The organism is Neobacillus sp. Fa239, from assembly GCF_055395235.1.
In genome coordinates this window covers 5,547,004-5,565,689 of sequence record NZ_AP041611.1, presented here as the reverse complement: position 1 = coordinate 5,565,689, position 18,686 = coordinate 5,547,004, and the positions used below count along the sequence as shown (strand labels likewise).

Genomic DNA, 18,686 nt, shown 5'->3' with positions numbered 1-18,686 from the left:
TAAAAAATCAAACTTACTATATATTATACAGAAAGTAAAAAATCAGTGTCAATAAGACTAGTTACCGGTTGATTTTTCCTTTTTATCATCAGGGATATTAAATATGATTTCACCTTTATCGGAAAAAAAGAGCTCTTTTCTGGCCAATTTGCCAATGTAAGTATCATCATTCAAATTGACAATATTTTCTTTTAATGTATCGCGCTGTTTTTTTAAATCCGATAATTGTTGTTCCAGCTGCTTCTTTTGTGAAACTTTTGCATCGAGCATCTTTGCTTGAGATAAAATACTGGAAACCATGAAATAAGCCACGAAGACCGCAAAAGCTGAAAATAAAGAAAGCCGTCTCATCAATAACGTTCTCCTTCTAGCTGATGAAATTTCGGCAAATTCTTGTTGTTCAACATATGTTGTTTGGATTTTTGCTACATTTCTTTTGCGTTCCGCTCCCATCTCATAACCTCCTTACCCTTTAGGTTTTTTCCACTTTTTGGACCATTTAACAATAAAGTTCTTTATATTCTTAAAAATTCCTGCCGTTCTATTATATAACTTCTCGACGTATTTTTTAAGACTTTTCGGCAAAAGTTTCCAAAGTAATATCATTATTTTTTTCAATGGCAGATAAAGAATCTTCACTATAAATAATAGAACCTTAAAAATAAATTTGACAAGGGTAAATAGGCCCCTGCCAAGAAGGATGATCGTAAAAATGGTTAGTCGGATCAGGCTAACAACCGGTTTAAAAATGAGCAATAAAAATGTCTTTTTCAAAAATTGAAAAACAGCAATGACTACCGTTATCAATAATTCCAGCAGGCGGAGATATCCTTTTCTAAGCAAGCTTTGATATGCCGCAAAGCCGCAAACCAGGGCAATAAAAATATAAAAGCGAATCTCTCCATTATTGACTAAAAATAATATATAAAAGATCAACAATGCTTGAACAGCCCAAAACAATACATCATTTACAAATACAATGAACCGATTTCTTTTCGGCCGATTTAAAAATCGCTGATAGGTATCAAACATCACGCCAAATAGCGCGCCCATTCCTATCATCGACAGCATGGTGTAGAATTGTGTCGTGAGTGTCATCGGAACAACTTGCTAAAGAACCCTTTAGCTTTCTCCCCATGCTGTTCATCTAAATAGACTAAATCAAAAATCTTCCCTTTAATTGATACAATTCCTTTTTCCACATCGAGGTTTTTCATTTGCAGGTTTTGCCCCTTGATGGCTAAAAACCCCATCGAAGTCTCCAGTAGAAATTCCTCATTATCAAAGCTTTCGACCTGTTTAACACCTGTTATATCGAGGAGCTTTCTCCCCCGCATGATGACATCGTGATCGGGAACATTGCTTTTTGTTGTACCTGCTTCATAAAATTGATTCATCCTTCATCCCTCGCAATCAGTTGTACAACCCATTTTGTACATATTTATGTGAGGGATAGGGGATATAGAACAAGCTATTCTTGTGAAGTGAGTTTTTCTTCTTTTATAATGGTATACATTTCGGCAGCTTCATCTTTTCGCGTTGTCTCCTGGATGCGGTCAATTCTCGCTGTTACCCTTCGTTGTCCTAACCGAATGGTAAGTTCATCTCCTACTTTTACAGTTGAACTCGCCTTGGCTTCTTTTCCGTTGATTTCAATTCTTCCTTGATCAGAAACCTCTTTGGCAACCGTCCGCCTTTTAATTAATCTTGAAACCTTTAAAAATTTATCTAAGCGCATATTTTTCCCCCAATTCTATAATCCCTTTAATTTTGCTTCATCCCAAAAACGGTCAAGCTCTTCAAGTGTAAAAGCTTCAAATGGCTTTCCGCTTTCCTTTACCTTTTCTTCAACATAGTGAAAGCGGCGAATGAACTTTTCGTTCGTTTCAAATAAGGCCTCTTCCGGATGAATATCCAAAAACCTCGCAACATTCACAAAGGCAAACAGCAAATCGCCGAATTCCCTTTTCGCTAAAATCAATTGTTCCCCCGTACCGGTTAATTCATTTTCAAATTCTTGGAGTTCTTCTTTTACTTTCGCCAGTACCGGGGCCATTTCCTGCCAATCAAAGCCAACTTTAGCCGCTTTCTTCTGCAGTTCATAAGCCCTTAATAAATTAGGAAGGGACTTAGGTACTCCTTCAAGCAAGGAAGTTGCTGTTTTCCCTTTTTCCTGTTGTTTGATTTCCTGCCAATTTTGTACCACAGCATCGGCCGTTTCCGCCTTGACGTCACCAAAAACATGCGGGTGCCGTCGCACCATTTTAGCGGATAGTCCTTCAATCACATCATCAATGGAGAAAAATCCTTCATCCTCGCCAATTTGCGCATGTAGCAGCACTTGCAGCAGGACATCTCCAAGCTCTTCGATTAAATGGTCTATATCATCTTGGTCAATCGCTTCGAGTACTTCATACGTTTCCTCGATTAAATATTTTTTTAATGATTCGTGGGTTTGTTCCTTATCCCAAGGACAGCCGTTCGGTCCCCTTAAGATGGCGATAATTTCGCGCAGCTTTGCGAAATCCTTCCATAAAACGGTTTCCTCCTTTACAGGGGGAACATAAACCGATGTCAGGTTGTTAATCGTGACGTTGCGGTCTAACTCATGCAACGGAATTTTTTCAATACGCTCATCCCGGCTCCCTGCGGCGGTCACCACATAGACTTCGTAATCGTCGGGCAATTTTTCCATTAACGTTAATTTCACATTAGAAGCAACAAACTGATCGTACACTTGACCGATAAAAATATGCTGGCTGAGTTGAAGTTCATGAGCGAATAAAGAGGTCCCATCAAGTAATTGAAAGCCGTCAATAGGGTCAATTTTTAATGCCTGAATCAAGGCATCAAGAAAGCTTTGTCCCCCGCCGATGGCGATTTCCACTCCCTGTTTCGGACCCATTTCCAGCAGAAGCTGTACGGTCCGCTCCGCAACAAGAGGATGGCCTGGCACCGCATATGTAATGTTCTTTGTTTCAGCACTATGTAATAATGTCTTCGTAATTTCCTGGTATACTTCCTCAAATTGATCATGCTTTTCATAGACTGCATCAAAGGATGTATAACAAAACCCTTCCTTTTCCAGCTCTGCAACAACTGGATGCTCCTTCGTACGCAGATAAACAATTTCATTCCCCAGGAGCTTTTTATAAACGCCCAATGGCAGCTGTTCTAAATCTCCCGCTCCCAAACCCAAAATTTCAATTTTTTTACTCATACGCTTTACCCCCTATCCTTCCTAGGCAATAACCAGATTAATTTACTGCCAAATGGAAATAATGCCAGTTCCTCTAACCTAAACACCTTCCCGCGAATAACAATGAATAGAAATAGGACACCACCTAATAATACGGCCGGTAACGCCTGCAGTGCGGCCCGAAGTCGAGCAGGATGGACCACATGAAAGAAGCCGGCGGTAAGTACATCATATCCTTTTAAAACGATAATCATGACTACTGTTGCTGTTAAAACGACCGTTAAAAATCGAACGGTAAATAGAGAAAAGTTCATTTCCTTTTTACATTTCCATATAAGAAGGAGACTAATAATAAATAAAGTAATAATGGTTGCGACCGCTGCACCCATCGTTCCTAAAAGCGGAACTAAGAGAAGATTTAAGCCGAACTTAACGGGAAATGCGGTGAGGATTACGAATGCCGGAAACAAAAGAAAGCCCAAGCCCTGCAAAATAGCAACGAGTGTTGAAATAATCGAGGTGAACAAAATGACAAAACTCAGCACCCCTAAAACAGCGGATCCAAATCCATTTTCAAAAAGCATCGTATTGGTTGGGCGTATTATCGCACATAATCCTGCAGAGGCTCCTGCACCGATGACAAGACTGATTCTCATGGCGACACGGATCTTTTCCTGAAGGAATTCTGCACTCTCCTTCAGTCTTCCACTTGAAATAAGAGGAACGAGGGATAAGGACATCGAGGTGGCCGCAACGGTACCCAATTGGATCAGTGGCTGCCCGCGGTCGAATATGCCTTTTAAGCTTTTGGCCATATCCTGATTAACTCCTTTTGCAATGAGCAGGGAATAGAGATTCAGCGAATCGGCCATTTGAATAAAAATCAGCAGCATACCGCTTACACAAATCGTCAGCCCTTGAAAAATCAATGCCTTTAAAATCCATTTTGCATCGATAAAACGAAATTTAAATCCGCTCTCTCTTTTCCATTCTTTACCCATCCATAAAAAGGTAAACAAGATTAATGCTGAAACAATACTTCCGGTGATGGAGCCAAACATCGCTCCCCCGCCCACAAGGTATAACGAATAACCCTTTCTGGTAAAAAGATAGGCCATGATAACAATCGTCAACACACGAATGGATTGCTCACCCACTTGCGATATGGCGGTCGGAACCATGTTCCCTATTCCCTGATAATAGCCTCTCATGACAGAAACGGCAGGAAACAAAAGAAAGACTATGGAGACAACCCTTAATAGAATGGCCAGTTTAGTGTCATGCATCCATTGGGCAATTTGTCCCGAACCTGCATAAAGAATAAGAAAAAAAAGAAAACCAAAGATTTGTAAAAATATAAACGACCACAGCAAAAGGCTTTGTTTCTTTTCCTTGTCTCCGGTTTCATTCTGTTCGGCATACAGTTTTGAGATCACAACTGGAAAGCCGGTTGTTGCCAATACTACCGCAATGGCGTAAAACGGATAAACCTGTTGGTAAATATAGAACCCGACATCGCCAACGATATTTTGATAGGGGATGCGGTAAAAGGCACTTAATATTTTGGTAATGAGTGCCGCAATAGTTAAAATGAAAGCCCCACGGAAAAGAGCCTTAGATTGATACACGAGCCACACTTCCTCCAAAAACAAACTCGAGTGTATTATAGCACTAAAAAAGACAGCATACGCTGTCTCTTTTATTAATTGGTATAATTATTGCTCCATTTGTCTCGCAAGGAAACCCGCTGCGGTTTCAACCGCTTTCTGTTCTACTTCACCAAGTGTACCTTCTTTAGAAAAAATAATAACAGCTCCAATTGGATCGCCATTTGCAATAATGGGTCCAATGGTATAAGCAGAGATTGTTTCATCAATTCCCTCAGACAAGGCTACTTCACCCTGCTGAGTCATAAGTACTGAATTGCGATCTTCCATTGTTTTTTCAACTAAATCACTAATATTTTTATTTAAATAATCCTTCTTAGAACCGCCAGCAACAGCTATATATGCATCTCTATCACAAATTAGTACAGGATTTCCGAGGCTGTCGAAAAGGGCTTCAGCATATTCTTTGGCAAAGTCACCTAATTCACTGATGGGCGAATATTTTTTTAAGATGACTTCTCCGTCTCGATCCACAAAGATTTCTAATGGATCTCCTTCGCGAATTCTTAATGTTCTGCGAATTTCTTTCGGAATGACAACACGACCCAAATCATCGATTCGACGAACTATTCCAGTTGCTTTCATCCAATGTTGCCTCACTTTCATCTGATGATTTTACTAACTTGGTAATGATACCCCTTTATTAGGAATCATCACCAACTTTGAACTTAGTATCTTTCATCTGGAAAGTTCTATACACTTTCATAATATTTTTTCATATTCGAGAAAAATATAGAAATTCATTTTGAAAAAAATGGGGATTTATTTGACGGGATTTTCTTCACCTTTTTTCGCAAACTGAAGTCCTTTAATCATTTCAAAAGCCGCGTTCAGCCATTTGGCCGTTTCAATACCTTTCAATTGCAGGACCAATTTCAGCCGTTTCCCTTCCATCCCGGGATTAATCATCCTGCCAAACTTACTGCTGATTTGAAAAATTTTATGTCCATCAATTTCATTGCTGACCGTCTCATTCACATAAATCGTTACTTCCTGTTTAACCTGTTTGATTTGGTCTACACCATTTAGGAGGGCGTAAACCTTCATTTCAGCAATTTGGAATAGGTAGGCTACTTCTTCTGGATACTCACCGAAACGGTCAACCATTTCATCCTGCAGCTCTTCAATATCCTCTAAAGCTTCGATTCCTCTAAATCGTTTGTACATCTCAATCTTTTGATGACCGTCTTTAATATAGACATCTGGAATATAGGCATCAATGTCGAGGTCAATTTCGATCGTTTTTCTATTTTCAGCTGAAATGCCGCCTCTTTTCTCCTCAATAGCCTCTTTTAACATTTGCGAATATAAATCGAAACCGACAGAATCAATAAACCCGTGCTGCTGAGCGCCTAATAGATTTCCAGCGCCGCGAATGGATAAGTCGCGCATAGCTATTTTGAAGCCTGAACCAAGCTCGGTAAACTCCTTAATGGCTTGCAGACGCTTTTCAGCTACTTCCGTCAGCACTTTATCTTTTCGATGGGTAAAATAAGCGTAAGCCACGCGATTGGACCTGCCTACACGTCCCCGAAGCTGATAGAGCTGTGAAAGTCCCATACGATCAGCATCAAAGACGATCAAGGTGTTCACATTCGGGATATCGACCCCTGTTTCAATAATCGTTGTGCTGACAAGAACATCCGCTTCTCCTGATAAAAAGCTTAACATCACCGACTCCAGCTCATTTTCGGTCATCTGTCCATGAGCGAATGTTACCTTTGCATCCGGGACAAGCATGGAAATTTCCTCTGCTTTCCTTTCAATGTCTTCCACTCTGTTATATAGAAAGTATACTTGTCCGTCTCGGGCCAGTTCCCGTTCAATGGCTTCCCTGACAAGCGAACCATTGTATTCCATCACATAGGTTTGGACAGGAAAACGGTTCTCAGGCGGTGTTTCAATCACCGATAGATCCCGTACACCGAGCATGGACATGTGCAGCGTTCGTGGAATTGGTGTTGCGGTTAAGGTCAAGACATCCACATTCGTTTTTAACCTTTTAATCTTTTCTTTATGAGTAACTCCAAATCGTTGCTCTTCGTCAATAATTAACAATCCTAAATCGCGATAGATGACATCCTTTGAAAGTAAGCGATGGGTTCCAACGGCGATATCAACCGTTCCTGCCTTTAACCCCTTAATCGTCTCCGTTTGTTCCTTTTTGGAACGGAACCGGCTTAATAAACCGATATTAATCGGATAATCCTGAAAACGCTCCCGCAATGTTTCATAATGCTGCTGGGCTAAAATCGTTGTCGGTACGAGGAAAGCTACCTGTTTGCCGTCAGCGATCGCTTTAAAAGCCGCCCGGATGGCCACCTCTGTCTTCCCATAACCAACATCGCCACAAAGCAATCGATCCATTGGGCGGGCCTTTTCCATATCCTTTTTAATTTCATGGATAGAACGCAGCTGGTCTTCCGTTTCCTGGTAGGCAAAAGCCGTCTCAAATTCCCTTTGCATATCACCATCAGGAGCAAAGGCATAACCGACGGCCGCTTCCCGCTCCGCATAAAGCTTAATTAAATCATCGGCAATATCCTGTACGGACGATTGAACCTTCTTTTTAACCTTTTTCCAGTCAGTACCGCCCAATTTATAAATTTTGGGCTCCTTACCTTCTGAGCCGACATATTTCTGTACTAAGTCAATTTGCTCGACTGGGACATAAAGCTTATCTGTCCCTTGATAGCGGATATGTAGATAATCTTTATGAATGCCATTGATCACAAGTGTTTCAATTCCTAAATATTTACCGATCCCATGATTAACATGGACAACATAATCGCCAGCCCGCAGTTCAGAATAACTCTTTATTCTTTCTGCATTCGATAGTTTTTGTCGATTAGCAGACTTCTTGACTCTCTTATTAAATAACTCCTCTTCCGTGATGACAGCGATTCTTTGAATGGAAAGTTCAAAACCTGTTTGCAGATTCCCTCTCATGATTTGCACTTTACCTGGCATAAGCGGCTGGTTTTCTCCTAAAATTGATGCCTCAATTTCATAATCCTCGAGGACCCGTTCCAGTTTTTTTACACGTTCTGTGTCAGGTCCTAAAACCAGAATGGAAAAGTTGCCTTTTTTCCATCTTTCAACCTCCGTTTTTAACAAATGCATTTGTCCATGGAAATTCTGCATTTGCTTACAGGAGATATTAATAATGTTTTGCGGACTTGTATTGGCTACATGACGAAGGAATAAAGACAAATAAAGGATCGGAAAATTCCTTCTTTGCAGTAGTCCGTGCAAGTCAGGAGAAATTGGAACATCATGAATCATTTGGCCTTCGCTAAGCAGGGAGGTGTACCATTCTGCTTCCTCCTTCAAAAGCGATTCGTTCATCTCTTGAACACGGCTGATTTCGTCAATAAACACCATTCCGTTTTGGGGCAGATAGTCTAGTAAACTACTAGCTTTTTCGTAGGCAAATGACAGGTATTTAAAGACTTGGTCCGGTTTTTGGCCATTTTTAAGCTGTTCTAATTCATAACTAATATTTTGGGAGAGCTGCAGTTTCGCTTTATCATCCTTTAATTTCTTTAAGCTTTTGGCAAGCCCCTCTTCAAGCCTTCCAATAATACGGCTATAATCCTCTGCTTCAAGAAGGATTTCTGTTGCCGGGCCAATGAACACCTCCGTAATTTTTTCCTTGGAACGCTGATCTTCAAGGGAGAAGTAGCGTATTGAATCAATTTCAGTGTCAAACAATTCAATTCGAAGCGGATTTGCCTCGGTAAGGGGATAAATATCAATGATTCCCCCTCTTACACTAAATTCACCAGGGGTAGAAACCATTTCCGCACGGGCATAGCCCATTTTGACAAAGGTCGTTAATAGATGATCAACATCTATTTCTTCTCCTAACTTAAGAGAAAGCTGATAATTCTTCCACAAAGCTTTGGGCGGAATCATTTTTCTTAAACCCGAAATAGGCACGATTAAAATACCACGGTTATTTTTACTCCAGTGGTTTAAGGCTTCAATCCTTTGCGCTTTTAACTCCGGACTGGCAATGCTCATTTCTGCTGCGATTAATTCATTTGCCGGAAAAAGAAAGACTTCATTCTCCCCTAGTAGATTAACAATATCATCATAGAGCTTTTGTGCTTGTAATAGATTATGTGTGACAAAAAGGATCGGACGCTTCATTTGCTCATAGATTGACGCGGCAAAAACGGTCCTTGATGACCCTGACAATCCCGCAATAAGCTGTTCCTTCAGCCCTTCTTCCATTCCAGAGATCACGGAGCGTATGTCTTCCTGCTGAAGAAAGAGCGTTTTCAAATTGTTCAACCCTTTTCCTCCTCTCCATAAATAATTTTATAGAATTCAATTTGTTTCGAATAATAAAAACAGAAAAACGCTTTGGAGAACATCCAAAGCTCGCATTAATGGATTAGGAAATCGTATTGATGATATTCCGGGTTTCGTTCTAAGGCTTCCTGACAATCCTCACAAATGGAAGTGATATGGATATTTCCCGACGGATCGTACGCAACCATTTCTTGTCTTTCCAGATTGGTTAATTTATGAAGCCCAAGTGTTTCACTGTGAATCGATGTATTTTCAATTGAACCTATATTTGTCCCGCAATGCCGACAATGATAATGGATGGCCACGCCTGTCCCTCCCTAGTATACAATTCTTTAATAGTATTTACCTGCTAGAAGGAACTTATTCATGTCATTCAATTTACCACTATGTTGTTCGGTTCACCTTAGGTTTAGATAGCAATAGTGTATGATAGAAACACCGAAACAATAACACTTACTGATTAAATTCATTCATAACCTGCAAAAAAGGCTTCTCCAACCATGCCTGGCAGGCCCCCGCACTTTTTTTGACTGCATCCAGGATCTCATCTTGTTCCTCTTTACGAAAGCGCCCCAGAACATAATCAGGAACACTCATTCCGCTTTCGGGACGGTCTATTCCAATGCGGATTCTGTTAAATTGCTGCGTACCTAGATGAGCGACAGTGGACTTAATCCCATTATGCCCGCCCGGACTTCCTTTTTGACGGAGTCTGATTTTTCCCACCGGCAAATCAAGATCATCATAAATTACTAGAAAATCCTCGAGGGCGATATCATAATAATCCATGACAGCCCGAATCGATTCACCGGATAAATTCATATAGGTAAGCGGCTTTAAGAGCAGGATCTTTTCCCCTTTATAAAAACCCATTCCATACAGCCCTTTATGTTTGGATTGATTAAGCGGAATATTAAACCCTCTAGACAGCTCCTCAATGACCTCAAACCCAATATTATGTCTCGTCTGCTCATATTGTTTTCCCGGGTTTCCCAAGCCAACAATTAATTTCATTTTCTCCACCTCACCCTGCTTAGGCTTCCTTTTAAAAAGTTTCCAGAACATTCTTTCTCTCCCTTTTTGTAAGGAATACAAAACTGTAAAAGAGGATGACTCTTGAAGTCATCCTCTATTTTCTAGTCTCCAATAGGAGTTGTTTCTCTACCCTCTTCTTGATCAGGGTGACCGCCATCCTGCTGTTCTCCGGCATTAATCTCCTCTTCCTGTTTTGGAGGAAGAATAGACGCCACAACCTCGTCTGCTTCATGATTAATGGTAAATGACCCTTGGTAAAGGATATCGGCAATGGTGACGGTTTCGCCCACCTGCAAGTTTGTGACATCCACTTCAATCTGCTGCGGAATTTCCGCTGGTGTCGAAGTGATGGAGAGTTCATGAACAGGCTGCTGCAGGACACCGCCATCCTTCACACCTTGCGCATCACCAGTAAGGACTAATCTTACGTTTACATTTATTTTTGAAGCTTTATCAACCGCCAGAAAATCAACATGAATGATTTCTTTTTTGATGAAATCCTCTTGATAATCTGTTAGAACCACATCATGTTTATTGCCATCGACATCAAGAGAAATCACGCCATTTCTCCCCACTTGGCGAATCGTTTTAGTTAAATCAGCCGAACTGACAAAAACCGGCTTACTTTCAACCTTCGCACCATATATAACGGCTGGGATATTTCCGTTGTCTCTTATTTGCTTTAATGCCGAATGACGTAATTCTTTTCGTTCCTTTGCTTGTAAAACAGGACTCATGGATTTGTCACCTTCCTAATATAGTTCAATAGCTATCTATATAGAAATTGCCCTAAAACAGGAAGGTCTAAACATGAAAGCGGACAAAATTAATCAAAAAGCGTGCTGACCGATTGCTCTTCATGAACGCGAATAATGGCTTCTCCGATTAATGGAGCAACTGATAGATGAATAATTTTCTCAGTCTTTTTCTCTTCGGAAAGCTCAATGGAATTCGTTACGACCAATTCCTTAATTTTTGAGTTTTGAATGCGATCAATGGCCGGGCCGGATAATACCGGATGTGTACAGCAGGCATAAACTTCAGAAGCCCCATTCTCTACTAATGCGTTAGCTGCCAGTGTAATCGTTCCTGCCGTATCGATGATATCATCGATTAAAATGGCTACTTTTCCTTCAATGTTTCCGACAATGTTCATGACTTCCGCCACATTTGGTCTAGGTCGGCGTTTATCGATGATGGCGATCGGTGCTTTTAAGCGCTCAGCCATTTTTCTTGCACGTGTAACCCCGCCATGGTCTGGAGATACAATGACAATATCCCCGTTTAATTCTTTATTCTTAAAGTATTCAGCCAAAATTGGAACACCCATAAGATGGTCAATTGGAATATCAAAGAAGCCCTGAATTTGCGGTGCATGCAAGTCAAGACAGATGACGCGTGTCGCACCAGCCGTTTCAAGCAAATTTGCTACAAGCTTTGCGGTAATAGGCTCACGAGCACGGGCTTTACGGTCTTGGCGGGCATACCCGTAATACGGCATAACAATGTTAATCGTTTTGGCTGAAGCACGTTTTAATGCATCAATCATGATTAACAATTCCATAATATTTTCGTTAACGGGAGCACTTGTTGATTGAATAACGTACACGTCACATCCGCGAATACTTTCTTCAATATTGATTTGGATTTCACCGTCGCTAAATCTTGTTACAGAGCTTTTTCCGAGTTCAACACCGATAACTTTCGCAATTTCCTTCGCAAGGGAAACATTTGAATTTAAACTGAATACCTTTAAATTTGGGTCTAAATATTGATTTGACATGAATGGGGCCTCCAATTTTATCGCTTATTTCTTAAGATTAAGCCTTTTAACATAATTTTCCTTATTCTCTTGCTTTGCTCGAGCAATCGCTAACGCTTCCCCCGGTACATTTTTCGTAATCGTGGAACCGGCAGCAACATATGCTCCTTTTCCGACCGTGACAGGCGCAACAAGATTTGAATTACAACCGATGAAGACGTCGTCTTCAATTTTGGTTAAAAATTTATTTTTGCCGTCATAATTAACCGTAATCGAACCGCAGCCGATATTTACATCACTGCCAACCTCGGCATCTCCAATATAGCTGAGATGGGAGGCTTTACTTCCCTTTCCGAAAACAGCTTTTTTAATTTCAACGAAATTTCCAATTTTCACATCATCACTGATCGCTGAATCAGGTCGAATATGAGCAAAAGGACCGATGTTTACATGGGAACCAATCGAACTCCTAAAGGCAGCAGATTGACGAACCACTGTTTCATTTCCAATCTCGCAGCTATCAATTTCTGTGTTCGGGCCTATTTGGCAATCTGTGCCGATCACAGTGTCTCCCTTAATCATTGTACCCGGATAGATGACTGTGTCCTGTCCAATTTTTACATCTGATTCAATGTAAGTATTTGCAGGATCAATAATGGTTACTCCATTACGCATATGGAATTCATTCGTCCGCAACTTCATGATTCGTTCTGCTTCAGCCAAAGCCACCCGGTCATTGACACCGATCGTTTCTTCAAATTCGTCCGTTTGGTAAGCGGTGACAATTTGACCTTGTTTCCTCAATATTTCAATGACATCCGGTAAATAATACTCTCCTTGAACATTATCATTAGATACATTTGTTAAAGCTTCAAATAAGGCATAATTATCGAAACAATAAGTTCCTGTATTGATTTCCTTAATGCCTCGTTCAGCTTCTGATGCATCTTTATGTTCAACAATTTTTTCAACCAGCCCATTTTCATTTCGAATAATCCGGCCATATCCTGCAGGGTCCTCCACTCTTGCCGTGAGGACGGTAGCTTTAGCCGATAATTCTTCATGATGTTTAAAAAGGGCCTCCATTGTTTCTGCTTTGATTAACGGAGTATCCCCGCAAACCACAATGGTTATTCCTTGTTTTCCCGCAAGCATGTCCTCTGCCTGAATGACAGCATGTGCTGTTCCAAGCTGCTGTTCCTGCAGAGCATAGCGGATGCTGTCCCCTAATTGTGCTTTCACTTTTTCTGCCCCGTGGCCAATTATGGTGACAGTTTCTTGTATATCAAGCTTATTTATTTGATCAACAACATGTTGAACCATCGGTTTCCCGCAAACAGGGTGTAATACTTTATAAAGCTTTGATTTCATCCGCGTACCTTGCCCTGCAGCTAAAATCACAGCATAGCGATTAAGCATGTTCATGCCTCCAATTTACCTTTTTATCCATTAAAAATATTAACGTAAAAAGATGAGCATTTCAAGGAAGGAACGAGAAGTTTGTTTCAGAGGCAATTAGGAGTAAGTTTTTGAAGCGTTTTTGGCGGGGAAAAAAAATAAAAAAGAGCCTTACATAGAAGAAAGGCCCCAGTTGTTTAAGATTCTTAGGAAGCTCCGGCTTCTTCAAATTCCACTTCCAGTTCACCTAGACGGTGGTACTCTGCTAAAACAGCTTCCTGAATTTTACCGCGTGTTCCGGAATTGATTGGATGCGCAATATCACGAAATTCTCCATCTGGAGTACGTTTACTTGGCATTGCCACAAATAAACCGTTATTTCCGTCAATAACGCGGATATCATGAACGACAAATTCATTATCTAAAGTGATTGAAGCGATTGCCCTCATGCGTCCGTCAGTATTAACGCGGCGTAATCTTACGTCTGTTACTTCCATGTGCTCACACCCTTTTCTTCTAGATAAAAAGCTAGTTAAATAAATTCAACAGAGATTTCGGTTTTCCTTCTTAAATTTTAAAATTTTTTAGAATAATTAGGGCAAAAAAGTGAACATTTGTAAAAAACGGAAATTTCATACCATTTATTGACATTAATACTGTTGAAACAGTATTAAAATCGACAAAAAAACACCCGTAAAATTATTTTACGAGTGCAACGACTTCAATTTCGACTAACACATCTTTTGGCAAACGGGCTACTTCAACGCACGAACGGGCAGGTTTGTGAGAGGAGAAATATTCCCCATATACCTCATTGACCAATGCAAATTCATCCATATTTTTAATAAAGACTGTTGCTTTCACAACGGTTTCAAATGAAGCACCCGCTTCAGTCAAAACGGCATGTAGATTTCTAAAAACTTGATGGGTCTGTTCCTTAATATCCCCATCCACTAAAACTCCTTCTGCAGTTAAGGGAATTTGTCCGGAACTATAGAATAGATTATTCACAATAATTCCTTGTGAATATGGCCCGATGGCCGCTGGTGCTTGATTGGTTTGTACCGTTTTCATTGTGGATGCCTCCTAATGATCTTTTAAAAAATAGTTTCCTTCTTTGACATTAATCGTTTTTTCCTTAACATTCACATCGGATAATTGCACAAGTGATAAATACTCATCAACAAGGCGTTCCTCGATTCTTTCCGACTCCACCAAAACAGCGATTCCTGCCACTTGTGCCTCAAATTCCTCCAACAGACTGATCATCCCATTGACCGTACCGCCTGCCTTCATAAAATCATCGACAATCAATACCCGTGACCCATGTGCAAGACTCCGTTTCGATAGAACCATCGTTTGAATTCGCTTCGCTGAGCCTGAAACATAATTAATACTTACAGTTGGTCCCTCTGTAACTTTGCTGTCTCTCCTTACAATGACGACCGGCACATTTAATTGGCTGGCTACGGCGTAAGCAAGAGGGATTCCTTTTGTGGCAACGGTCATGACAATATCAATTTTCGTTTCAGCATAGGCTGAGGCAATGATTCTCCCTGCCTTTTGAACAATGGAGGGATTCCCTAAAATGTCTGTTAAGTATAAATAGCCCCCAGGTAAAAGCCGGTCAGGGGTTGCAATTAAATCACATAGCTCGTGTACAAACGGCCTAGCTTTCTCCTCACTAATTTTCACCAGAAATTTGACACCGCCTGCGGCTCCTGGAACCGTTTGAAGGGTTCCAACTCCCTGTTGTTCAAATGTTTCTTTTACGATGGCCAAATCTTCACTGATCGATGATTTAGCCGATTCATAACGATTCGCAAAAAAAGTGAGCGGCACGAGCTGCCTGGGATGATCTAGTAAATAGTTTGTCATATCTATTAAACGTTCACTGCGGCGAAACTTCATAACGACCCCCCAAAGGCGAATATTCTAATTCGAATATATCATTAATGTACGCAATTAATCAAGAAGATGCCGCTCCCCCAGCATTCTCACAGCAAAGACCTGATCGCAAAACCCTCTTAGACCATTATAGATACGATGCATTCTTGAATCATGCTGGACAAGGCCAAAAACGGTTGGCCCACTGCCGCTCATCAATACGGCATCTGCTCCAAAGCGCTTCATTTGTTCTTTGATTTGCGCTACCTCAGGATGAAGATTCAGCGTGACTTCCTCTAAAACGTTTCCTACATGGCTGCACACCTTTTGGTAATTATTTTCTTTAATGGCATCCATCATTGTCTGAATATCCGGATGCTTCATTCCATTGATATCAAGACGCCGATACACTTCAGCTGTAGAAACGCCAATAAAGGGTTTGGCAAGAATGACCCAGCAGGTCGGCGGAGCAGGAAGCTGGGTAATGAATTCGCCTCTTCCTTTTGCCAGTGCTGTTCCTCCATATACACAAAACGATACATCTGAGCCAATTTCCGAACCTAGCTCTGCTAATTCATCCAGGGATAAACCCAGATTCCATAGCTTGTTTAAACCTCTAAGGGTAGCGGCTGCATCACTGCTTCCACCGGCTAGACCAGCCGCAACGGGAATTGCCTTTTCAATCGAGATCACGACTCCCTTTTTCACTTGAAAACGGTCCTTTAAGAGCTGTGCTGCCTGATAGGCTAAATTACGCTGATCATCCGGAACATAGCGGTTTTGAGAAAGTATATGTATATGGTCTTGATGTAATAAAGTTAATTCGACACGATCGGCCAAATCAATTGTCGTCATAATCATTTCAACCTCATGGTATCCATCAGGCCGTTTGTGCAAAACATCTAATGACAAATTAATTTTGGCCGGTGCCTTTACTAAAAGCTTCACGCTCGTCCACCTACTTTTAAAAATTCCACAATTGCACATTTTGTCCTATTTTACCACAAAATAATAAAAGTAAGACGTCAGATAGGCCAATCCGATTAGAAAATGTTTAACAAATTAATGTTATTTCGAAAAATGGCTGTGTTAAAAGCGAAAATTGATTTTTTACAACTGTTGATTGGAGCGAAGCGACGTGGAGGCTTCTGGACCTCTCCGCGGAAAGCGATACCCTTCGTTTCAATCAAAAACCAAGTTTAATACAGCCAAATAAATAAAGGCCAAGGGCTGCTGCCCCCGGCCTTACCGTAGTGAATGATTTGTTTAAATTAAGAAGTTGTGAAGTTAATGACTAGGAGGTTTACCTGCCAGCTGTTGCTCTGCAAGTTCAATGGCCCGCTTGACCATATTTCCAGCATCTTTGGCGCGTATGCCGCCCCAGCCCTCTTTTTGAACGACATCGTAAAAACCAAGCTCTTTTGCAAGCTCTTCTTTAAAACGGTCGGACATGACACCTCTTCTTCTGCCCATCTAAACAACCCCTTTCTTCACTTACGGCATTATTAGTATGTAAAAAAAACGCAAGATTATTTATGTCAGTATAAATGAGGATAGCAAAAAGCAGTAAACAATGGTTTACCGCCTCAGGGTTGCTTTGTATACTAGCTTAATGCCAGGTGTCCTGATGTATCTTCGTAGAAGGTAATTTGCACAGTTTCCGTTAAAACATCCGCATAGCTGTAAGAAACACGCTCAAATGAGTTTTCATCTTGATCCAGCTCAATCACAAAAACAGAAGGGTAAGTTTCTGCTAAGACACCTGAACGTTCGATTGTTTTTCTACGTCCACCGTTCGCCTTAAGCAATAATCTTTTCCCTAAATTTGAATCGAGAGCCATTTTAATATCGGCTAAGGTTTTTGGCATTCGGTCCACCTCACTGTGTAAAGTATAACACACTGACATATTTAAGTCAAACAAAAACATAAATTATATCAGCACCACAAAAAGATTGTCAATATTTTTTCATCTACTTTTTTTGCTAAATTTCAACATTTTTATGGTTACCTTAACTTGGCTGGATTATGTGTAAAACGCACAAAAAAAGCCTTCATCAAATATAAGGCTTTTTTTATTCTTCCTGAACGGGGTTATACGGCATTCCGGTTCGCAAAACACCCTTTGTTTCAATTCCGCCGAGACCCTTTTCTCCTGTCAATGTATTGCGTAAAACATCCCATACATTAATTCTTTCCATAAACGGTGTAAAGCTTATTTTTGCAACGATATAAACCGGATCAAGGGCATGGATATTAATTCTTGAGGGAGAGCTGGCAAAATTGGCCCCGGCATGGATTAACGACTCAAAATGGGACTGACAGGCGCCAGCAAAAATGACAAGCTGATCCAGGTGGGGGATTTTCCTTCTTGCTTCTCTAACCGTCTGAACAAAATGTTTGGAATGACGATAGGCATTAATGTCCGTCATCTTCCCTTTTGCTTTGGAATAAGCATCATGGCCAGTGATGACGAGAATATCCGGACGGTAGTAATCAATTAATTGGCCAATTCTATCGGGCATTTCTTTTTCATTACAGTGTATCCCTACAACAGGAATGCCGATCTTTTCATAAAGGGTCATACACTTTTTTAAATAGGACGGATCGCCATCCAAATGAAGGACCTTCCCGGGCATTTGAAAATAATTCGATGGTTTTACATAACCACCGGTTGCTTCGTATTCCTGCCTATGTTTAATTAAATCAACATCCTGAGTAAAAAGGCGAAAGGACTGCTCTTCAAGTGTTCTATATTCCTGCGTCCACTTTACCCGCTCATTCGGGTTAATGACAATCAAATCGTTATATGGAGCATCTGCTACCAGGCGGAAATCCTCACCATAAAGAACGGCAACTTTCTGGCCATCTTTTTCTCGAATATCAGTAATTCGGAATAGAATATCACAGTTATACGACTTTCTTCCGACAATATCCATTAGCTTTATATCCACTACTGTCACTCCAATAAGACCAGCATAAGGCCTTCCAAATAAAGTTCCTGTCATAGGCTATGCAATTACTGGGGATTTTGTGAATAACCCCTTATGGATACAAGGGGAGCTATCTTGATTGAAAGCATTTATAATGTTTTTCCATACTTGTTTTTGAGGTTTTGGCCCTTCAAGGACACTACTACCCTTTTTTCTAACCATTCTGTCCTCAAGGTGCCTCCTCAAGGACACTTCCTCTCTTTTTTCGGGGCATTCTGTCCTCGAGGTGCCTCTTCAAGGACACTTCCTCTCTTTTTTCGGGGCATTCTGTCCTCGAGCGCCTCTTCAAGGACACTACTACTCTTTTTTCTGACCATTTTGTCCTCGAGGCGCCTCTTCAAGGACACTTCCTCTCTTTTTTCGGGGCATTCTGTCCTCGAGGTGCCTCTTCAAGGACACTTCCTCTCTTTTTCAGGAGCACTTTGTC

General features: G+C 40.9%; 20 protein-coding genes. All 20 read right to left on the bottom strand.

Features of this window, described 5'->3' with window-relative positions; translation table 11 throughout:
* Nucleotides 1–57: 57 nt before the first annotated feature.
* Nucleotides 58–453 (bottom strand): FtsB family cell division protein, encoded by a 396-nt coding sequence (locus ACZ5XR_RS27505; protein ID WP_464499590.1) that lies wholly within the window; start codon nt 451–453, stop codon nt 58–60.
* Nucleotides 454–465: 12 nt separating this feature from the next.
* Nucleotides 466–1,098, bottom strand: a complete 633-nt coding sequence (yabQ, locus tag ACZ5XR_RS27500) for a spore cortex biosynthesis protein YabQ (protein ID WP_464499589.1) — start codon at nt 1,096–1,098, stop codon at nt 466–468.
* Nucleotides 1,095–1,397, bottom strand: a complete 303-nt coding sequence (yabP, locus tag ACZ5XR_RS27495; protein ID WP_464499588.1) for a sporulation protein YabP — start codon at nt 1,395–1,397, stop codon at nt 1,095–1,097. Before yabP ends, yabQ begins: the two co-directional genes overlap by 4 nt.
* A 74-nt stretch (nt 1,398–1,471) precedes the next feature.
* Nucleotides 1,472–1,738 (bottom strand): RNA-binding S4 domain-containing protein, encoded by a 267-nt coding sequence (locus ACZ5XR_RS27490; protein WP_464499587.1) that lies wholly within the window; start codon nt 1,736–1,738, stop codon nt 1,472–1,474.
* 15 nt (nt 1,739–1,753) lie between these two features.
* Nucleotides 1,754–3,220 carry a bifunctional methyltransferase/pyrophosphohydrolase YabN gene (yabN, locus tag ACZ5XR_RS27485; RefSeq protein ID WP_464499586.1) on the bottom strand — a complete coding sequence of 489 codons (1,467 nt, stop codon included), beginning with the start codon at nt 3,218–3,220 and terminating at the stop codon, nt 1,754–1,756.
* Nucleotides 3,221–3,225: 5 nt separating this feature from the next.
* Nucleotides 3,226–4,827: a putative polysaccharide biosynthesis protein gene (locus ACZ5XR_RS27480; protein ID WP_464499585.1), complete on the bottom strand. Its 1,602-nt coding sequence runs from the start codon at nt 4,825–4,827 to the stop codon at nt 3,226–3,228.
* An 87-nt stretch (nt 4,828–4,914) separates the two neighbouring features.
* The gene (gene spoVT, locus ACZ5XR_RS27475; RefSeq protein WP_464499584.1) at nt 4,915–5,451 is read right to left on the bottom strand and encodes a stage V sporulation protein T; all 537 of its coding nucleotides are present in this window, start codon (nt 5,449–5,451) and stop codon (nt 4,915–4,917) included.
* Between the two features lie 177 nt (nt 5,452–5,628).
* Nucleotides 5,629–9,165: a transcription-repair coupling factor gene (gene mfd, locus ACZ5XR_RS27470; protein WP_464499583.1), complete on the bottom strand. Its 3,537-nt coding sequence runs from the start codon at nt 9,163–9,165 to the stop codon at nt 5,629–5,631.
* 95 nt (nt 9,166–9,260) lie between these two features.
* Nucleotides 9,261–9,491, bottom strand: a complete 231-nt coding sequence (locus ACZ5XR_RS27465; RefSeq protein WP_464499582.1) for an anti-sigma-F factor Fin family protein — start codon at nt 9,489–9,491, stop codon at nt 9,261–9,263.
* Nucleotides 9,492–9,639: 148 nt separating this feature from the next.
* On the bottom strand, nt 9,640–10,200 hold the full coding sequence (gene pth, locus ACZ5XR_RS27460) for an aminoacyl-tRNA hydrolase (RefSeq protein WP_464499581.1): 561 nt from the start codon (nt 10,198–10,200) through the stop codon (nt 9,640–9,642).
* A 122-nt stretch (nt 10,201–10,322) separates the two neighbouring features.
* Nucleotides 10,323–10,958, bottom strand: a complete 636-nt coding sequence (locus ACZ5XR_RS27455) for a 50S ribosomal protein L25/general stress protein Ctc (protein WP_464499580.1) — start codon at nt 10,956–10,958, stop codon at nt 10,323–10,325.
* Between the two features lie 89 nt (nt 10,959–11,047).
* Nucleotides 11,048–12,004: a ribose-phosphate diphosphokinase gene (locus tag ACZ5XR_RS27450; RefSeq protein WP_464499579.1), complete on the bottom strand. Its 957-nt coding sequence runs from the start codon at nt 12,002–12,004 to the stop codon at nt 11,048–11,050.
* A gap of 24 nt (nt 12,005–12,028) precedes the next feature.
* Entirely contained in the window at nt 12,029–13,402 is a 1,374-nt protein-coding gene (glmU, locus tag ACZ5XR_RS27445; protein WP_464499578.1) for a bifunctional UDP-N-acetylglucosamine diphosphorylase/glucosamine-1-phosphate N-acetyltransferase GlmU, read from the bottom strand.
* Nucleotides 13,403–13,587: 185 nt separating this feature from the next.
* Nucleotides 13,588–13,878: a septation regulator SpoVG gene (gene spoVG, locus ACZ5XR_RS27440; RefSeq protein WP_003347151.1), complete on the bottom strand. Its 291-nt coding sequence runs from the start codon at nt 13,876–13,878 to the stop codon at nt 13,588–13,590.
* A gap of 202 nt (nt 13,879–14,080) precedes the next feature.
* Nucleotides 14,081–14,455: a 2-iminobutanoate/2-iminopropanoate deaminase gene (gene ridA / locus ACZ5XR_RS27435; RefSeq protein WP_464499577.1), complete on the bottom strand. Its 375-nt coding sequence runs from the start codon at nt 14,453–14,455 to the stop codon at nt 14,081–14,083.
* A 12-nt stretch (nt 14,456–14,467) separates the two neighbouring features.
* Complete coding sequence (gene purR / locus ACZ5XR_RS27430) at nt 14,468–15,292, bottom strand: pur operon repressor (protein ID WP_464499576.1); 825 nt, start codon at nt 15,290–15,292, stop codon at nt 14,468–14,470.
* 54 nt (nt 15,293–15,346) lie between these two features.
* On the bottom strand, nt 15,347–16,216 hold the full coding sequence (ispE, locus tag ACZ5XR_RS27425; RefSeq protein ID WP_464499575.1) for a 4-(cytidine 5'-diphospho)-2-C-methyl-D-erythritol kinase: 870 nt from the start codon (nt 16,214–16,216) through the stop codon (nt 15,347–15,349).
* Between the two features lie 339 nt (nt 16,217–16,555).
* Nucleotides 16,556–16,741, bottom strand: a complete 186-nt coding sequence (locus ACZ5XR_RS27420; RefSeq protein WP_464499574.1) for a small, acid-soluble spore protein, alpha/beta type — start codon at nt 16,739–16,741, stop codon at nt 16,556–16,558.
* 131 nt (nt 16,742–16,872) lie between these two features.
* Entirely contained in the window at nt 16,873–17,136 is a 264-nt protein-coding gene (veg, locus tag ACZ5XR_RS27415; protein WP_464499573.1) for a biofilm formation stimulator Veg, read from the bottom strand.
* Between the two features lie 205 nt (nt 17,137–17,341).
* The gene (gene yabG, locus ACZ5XR_RS27410; RefSeq protein WP_464499572.1) at nt 17,342–18,220 is read right to left on the bottom strand and encodes a sporulation peptidase YabG; all 879 of its coding nucleotides are present in this window, start codon (nt 18,218–18,220) and stop codon (nt 17,342–17,344) included.
* Between the last annotated feature and the right edge of the window lie 466 nt (nt 18,221–18,686).

Coding starts and splice junctions, on each gene's coding strand:
- ACZ5XR_RS27505 (WP_464499590.1), bottom strand. CDS start 453: ATGGGAGCGGAACGCAAAAGAAATGTAGCAAAAATCCAAACAACATAT.
- yabQ (WP_464499589.1), bottom strand. CDS start 1,098: ATGACACTCACGACACAATTCTACACCATGCTGTCGATGATAGGAATG.
- yabP (WP_464499588.1), bottom strand. CDS start 1,397: ATGAATCAATTTTATGAAGCAGGTACAACAAAAAGCAATGTTCCCGAT.
- ACZ5XR_RS27490 (WP_464499587.1), bottom strand. CDS start 1,738: ATGCGCTTAGATAAATTTTTAAAGGTTTCAAGATTAATTAAAAGGCGG.
- yabN (WP_464499586.1), bottom strand. CDS start 3,220: ATGAGTAAAAAAATTGAAATTTTGGGTTTGGGAGCGGGAGATTTAGAA.
- spoVT (WP_464499584.1), bottom strand. CDS start 5,451: ATGAAAGCAACTGGAATAGTTCGTCGAATCGATGATTTGGGTCGTGTT.
- pth (WP_464499581.1), bottom strand. CDS start 10,200: ATGAAATTAATTGTTGGCTTGGGAAACCCGGGAAAACAATATGAGCAG.
- ACZ5XR_RS27455 (WP_464499580.1), bottom strand. CDS start 10,958: ATGAGTCCTGTTTTACAAGCAAAGGAACGAAAAGAATTACGTCATTCG.
- ACZ5XR_RS27450 (WP_464499579.1), bottom strand. CDS start 12,004: ATGTCAAATCAATATTTAGACCCAAATTTAAAGGTATTCAGTTTAAAT.
- glmU (WP_464499578.1), bottom strand. CDS start 13,402: ATGCTTAATCGCTATGCTGTGATTTTAGCTGCAGGGCAAGGTACGCGG.
- spoVG (WP_003347151.1), bottom strand. CDS start 13,878: ATGGAAGTAACAGACGTAAGATTACGCCGCGTTAATACTGACGGACGC.
- ridA (WP_464499577.1), bottom strand. CDS start 14,455: ATGAAAACGGTACAAACCAATCAAGCACCAGCGGCCATCGGGCCATAT.
- purR (WP_464499576.1), bottom strand. CDS start 15,292: ATGAAGTTTCGCCGCAGTGAACGTTTAATAGATATGACAAACTATTTA.
- ACZ5XR_RS27420 (WP_464499574.1), bottom strand. CDS start 16,741: ATGGGCAGAAGAAGAGGTGTCATGTCCGACCGTTTTAAAGAAGAGCTT.
- veg (WP_464499573.1), bottom strand. CDS start 17,136: ATGCCAAAAACCTTAGCCGATATTAAAATGGCTCTCGATTCAAATTTA.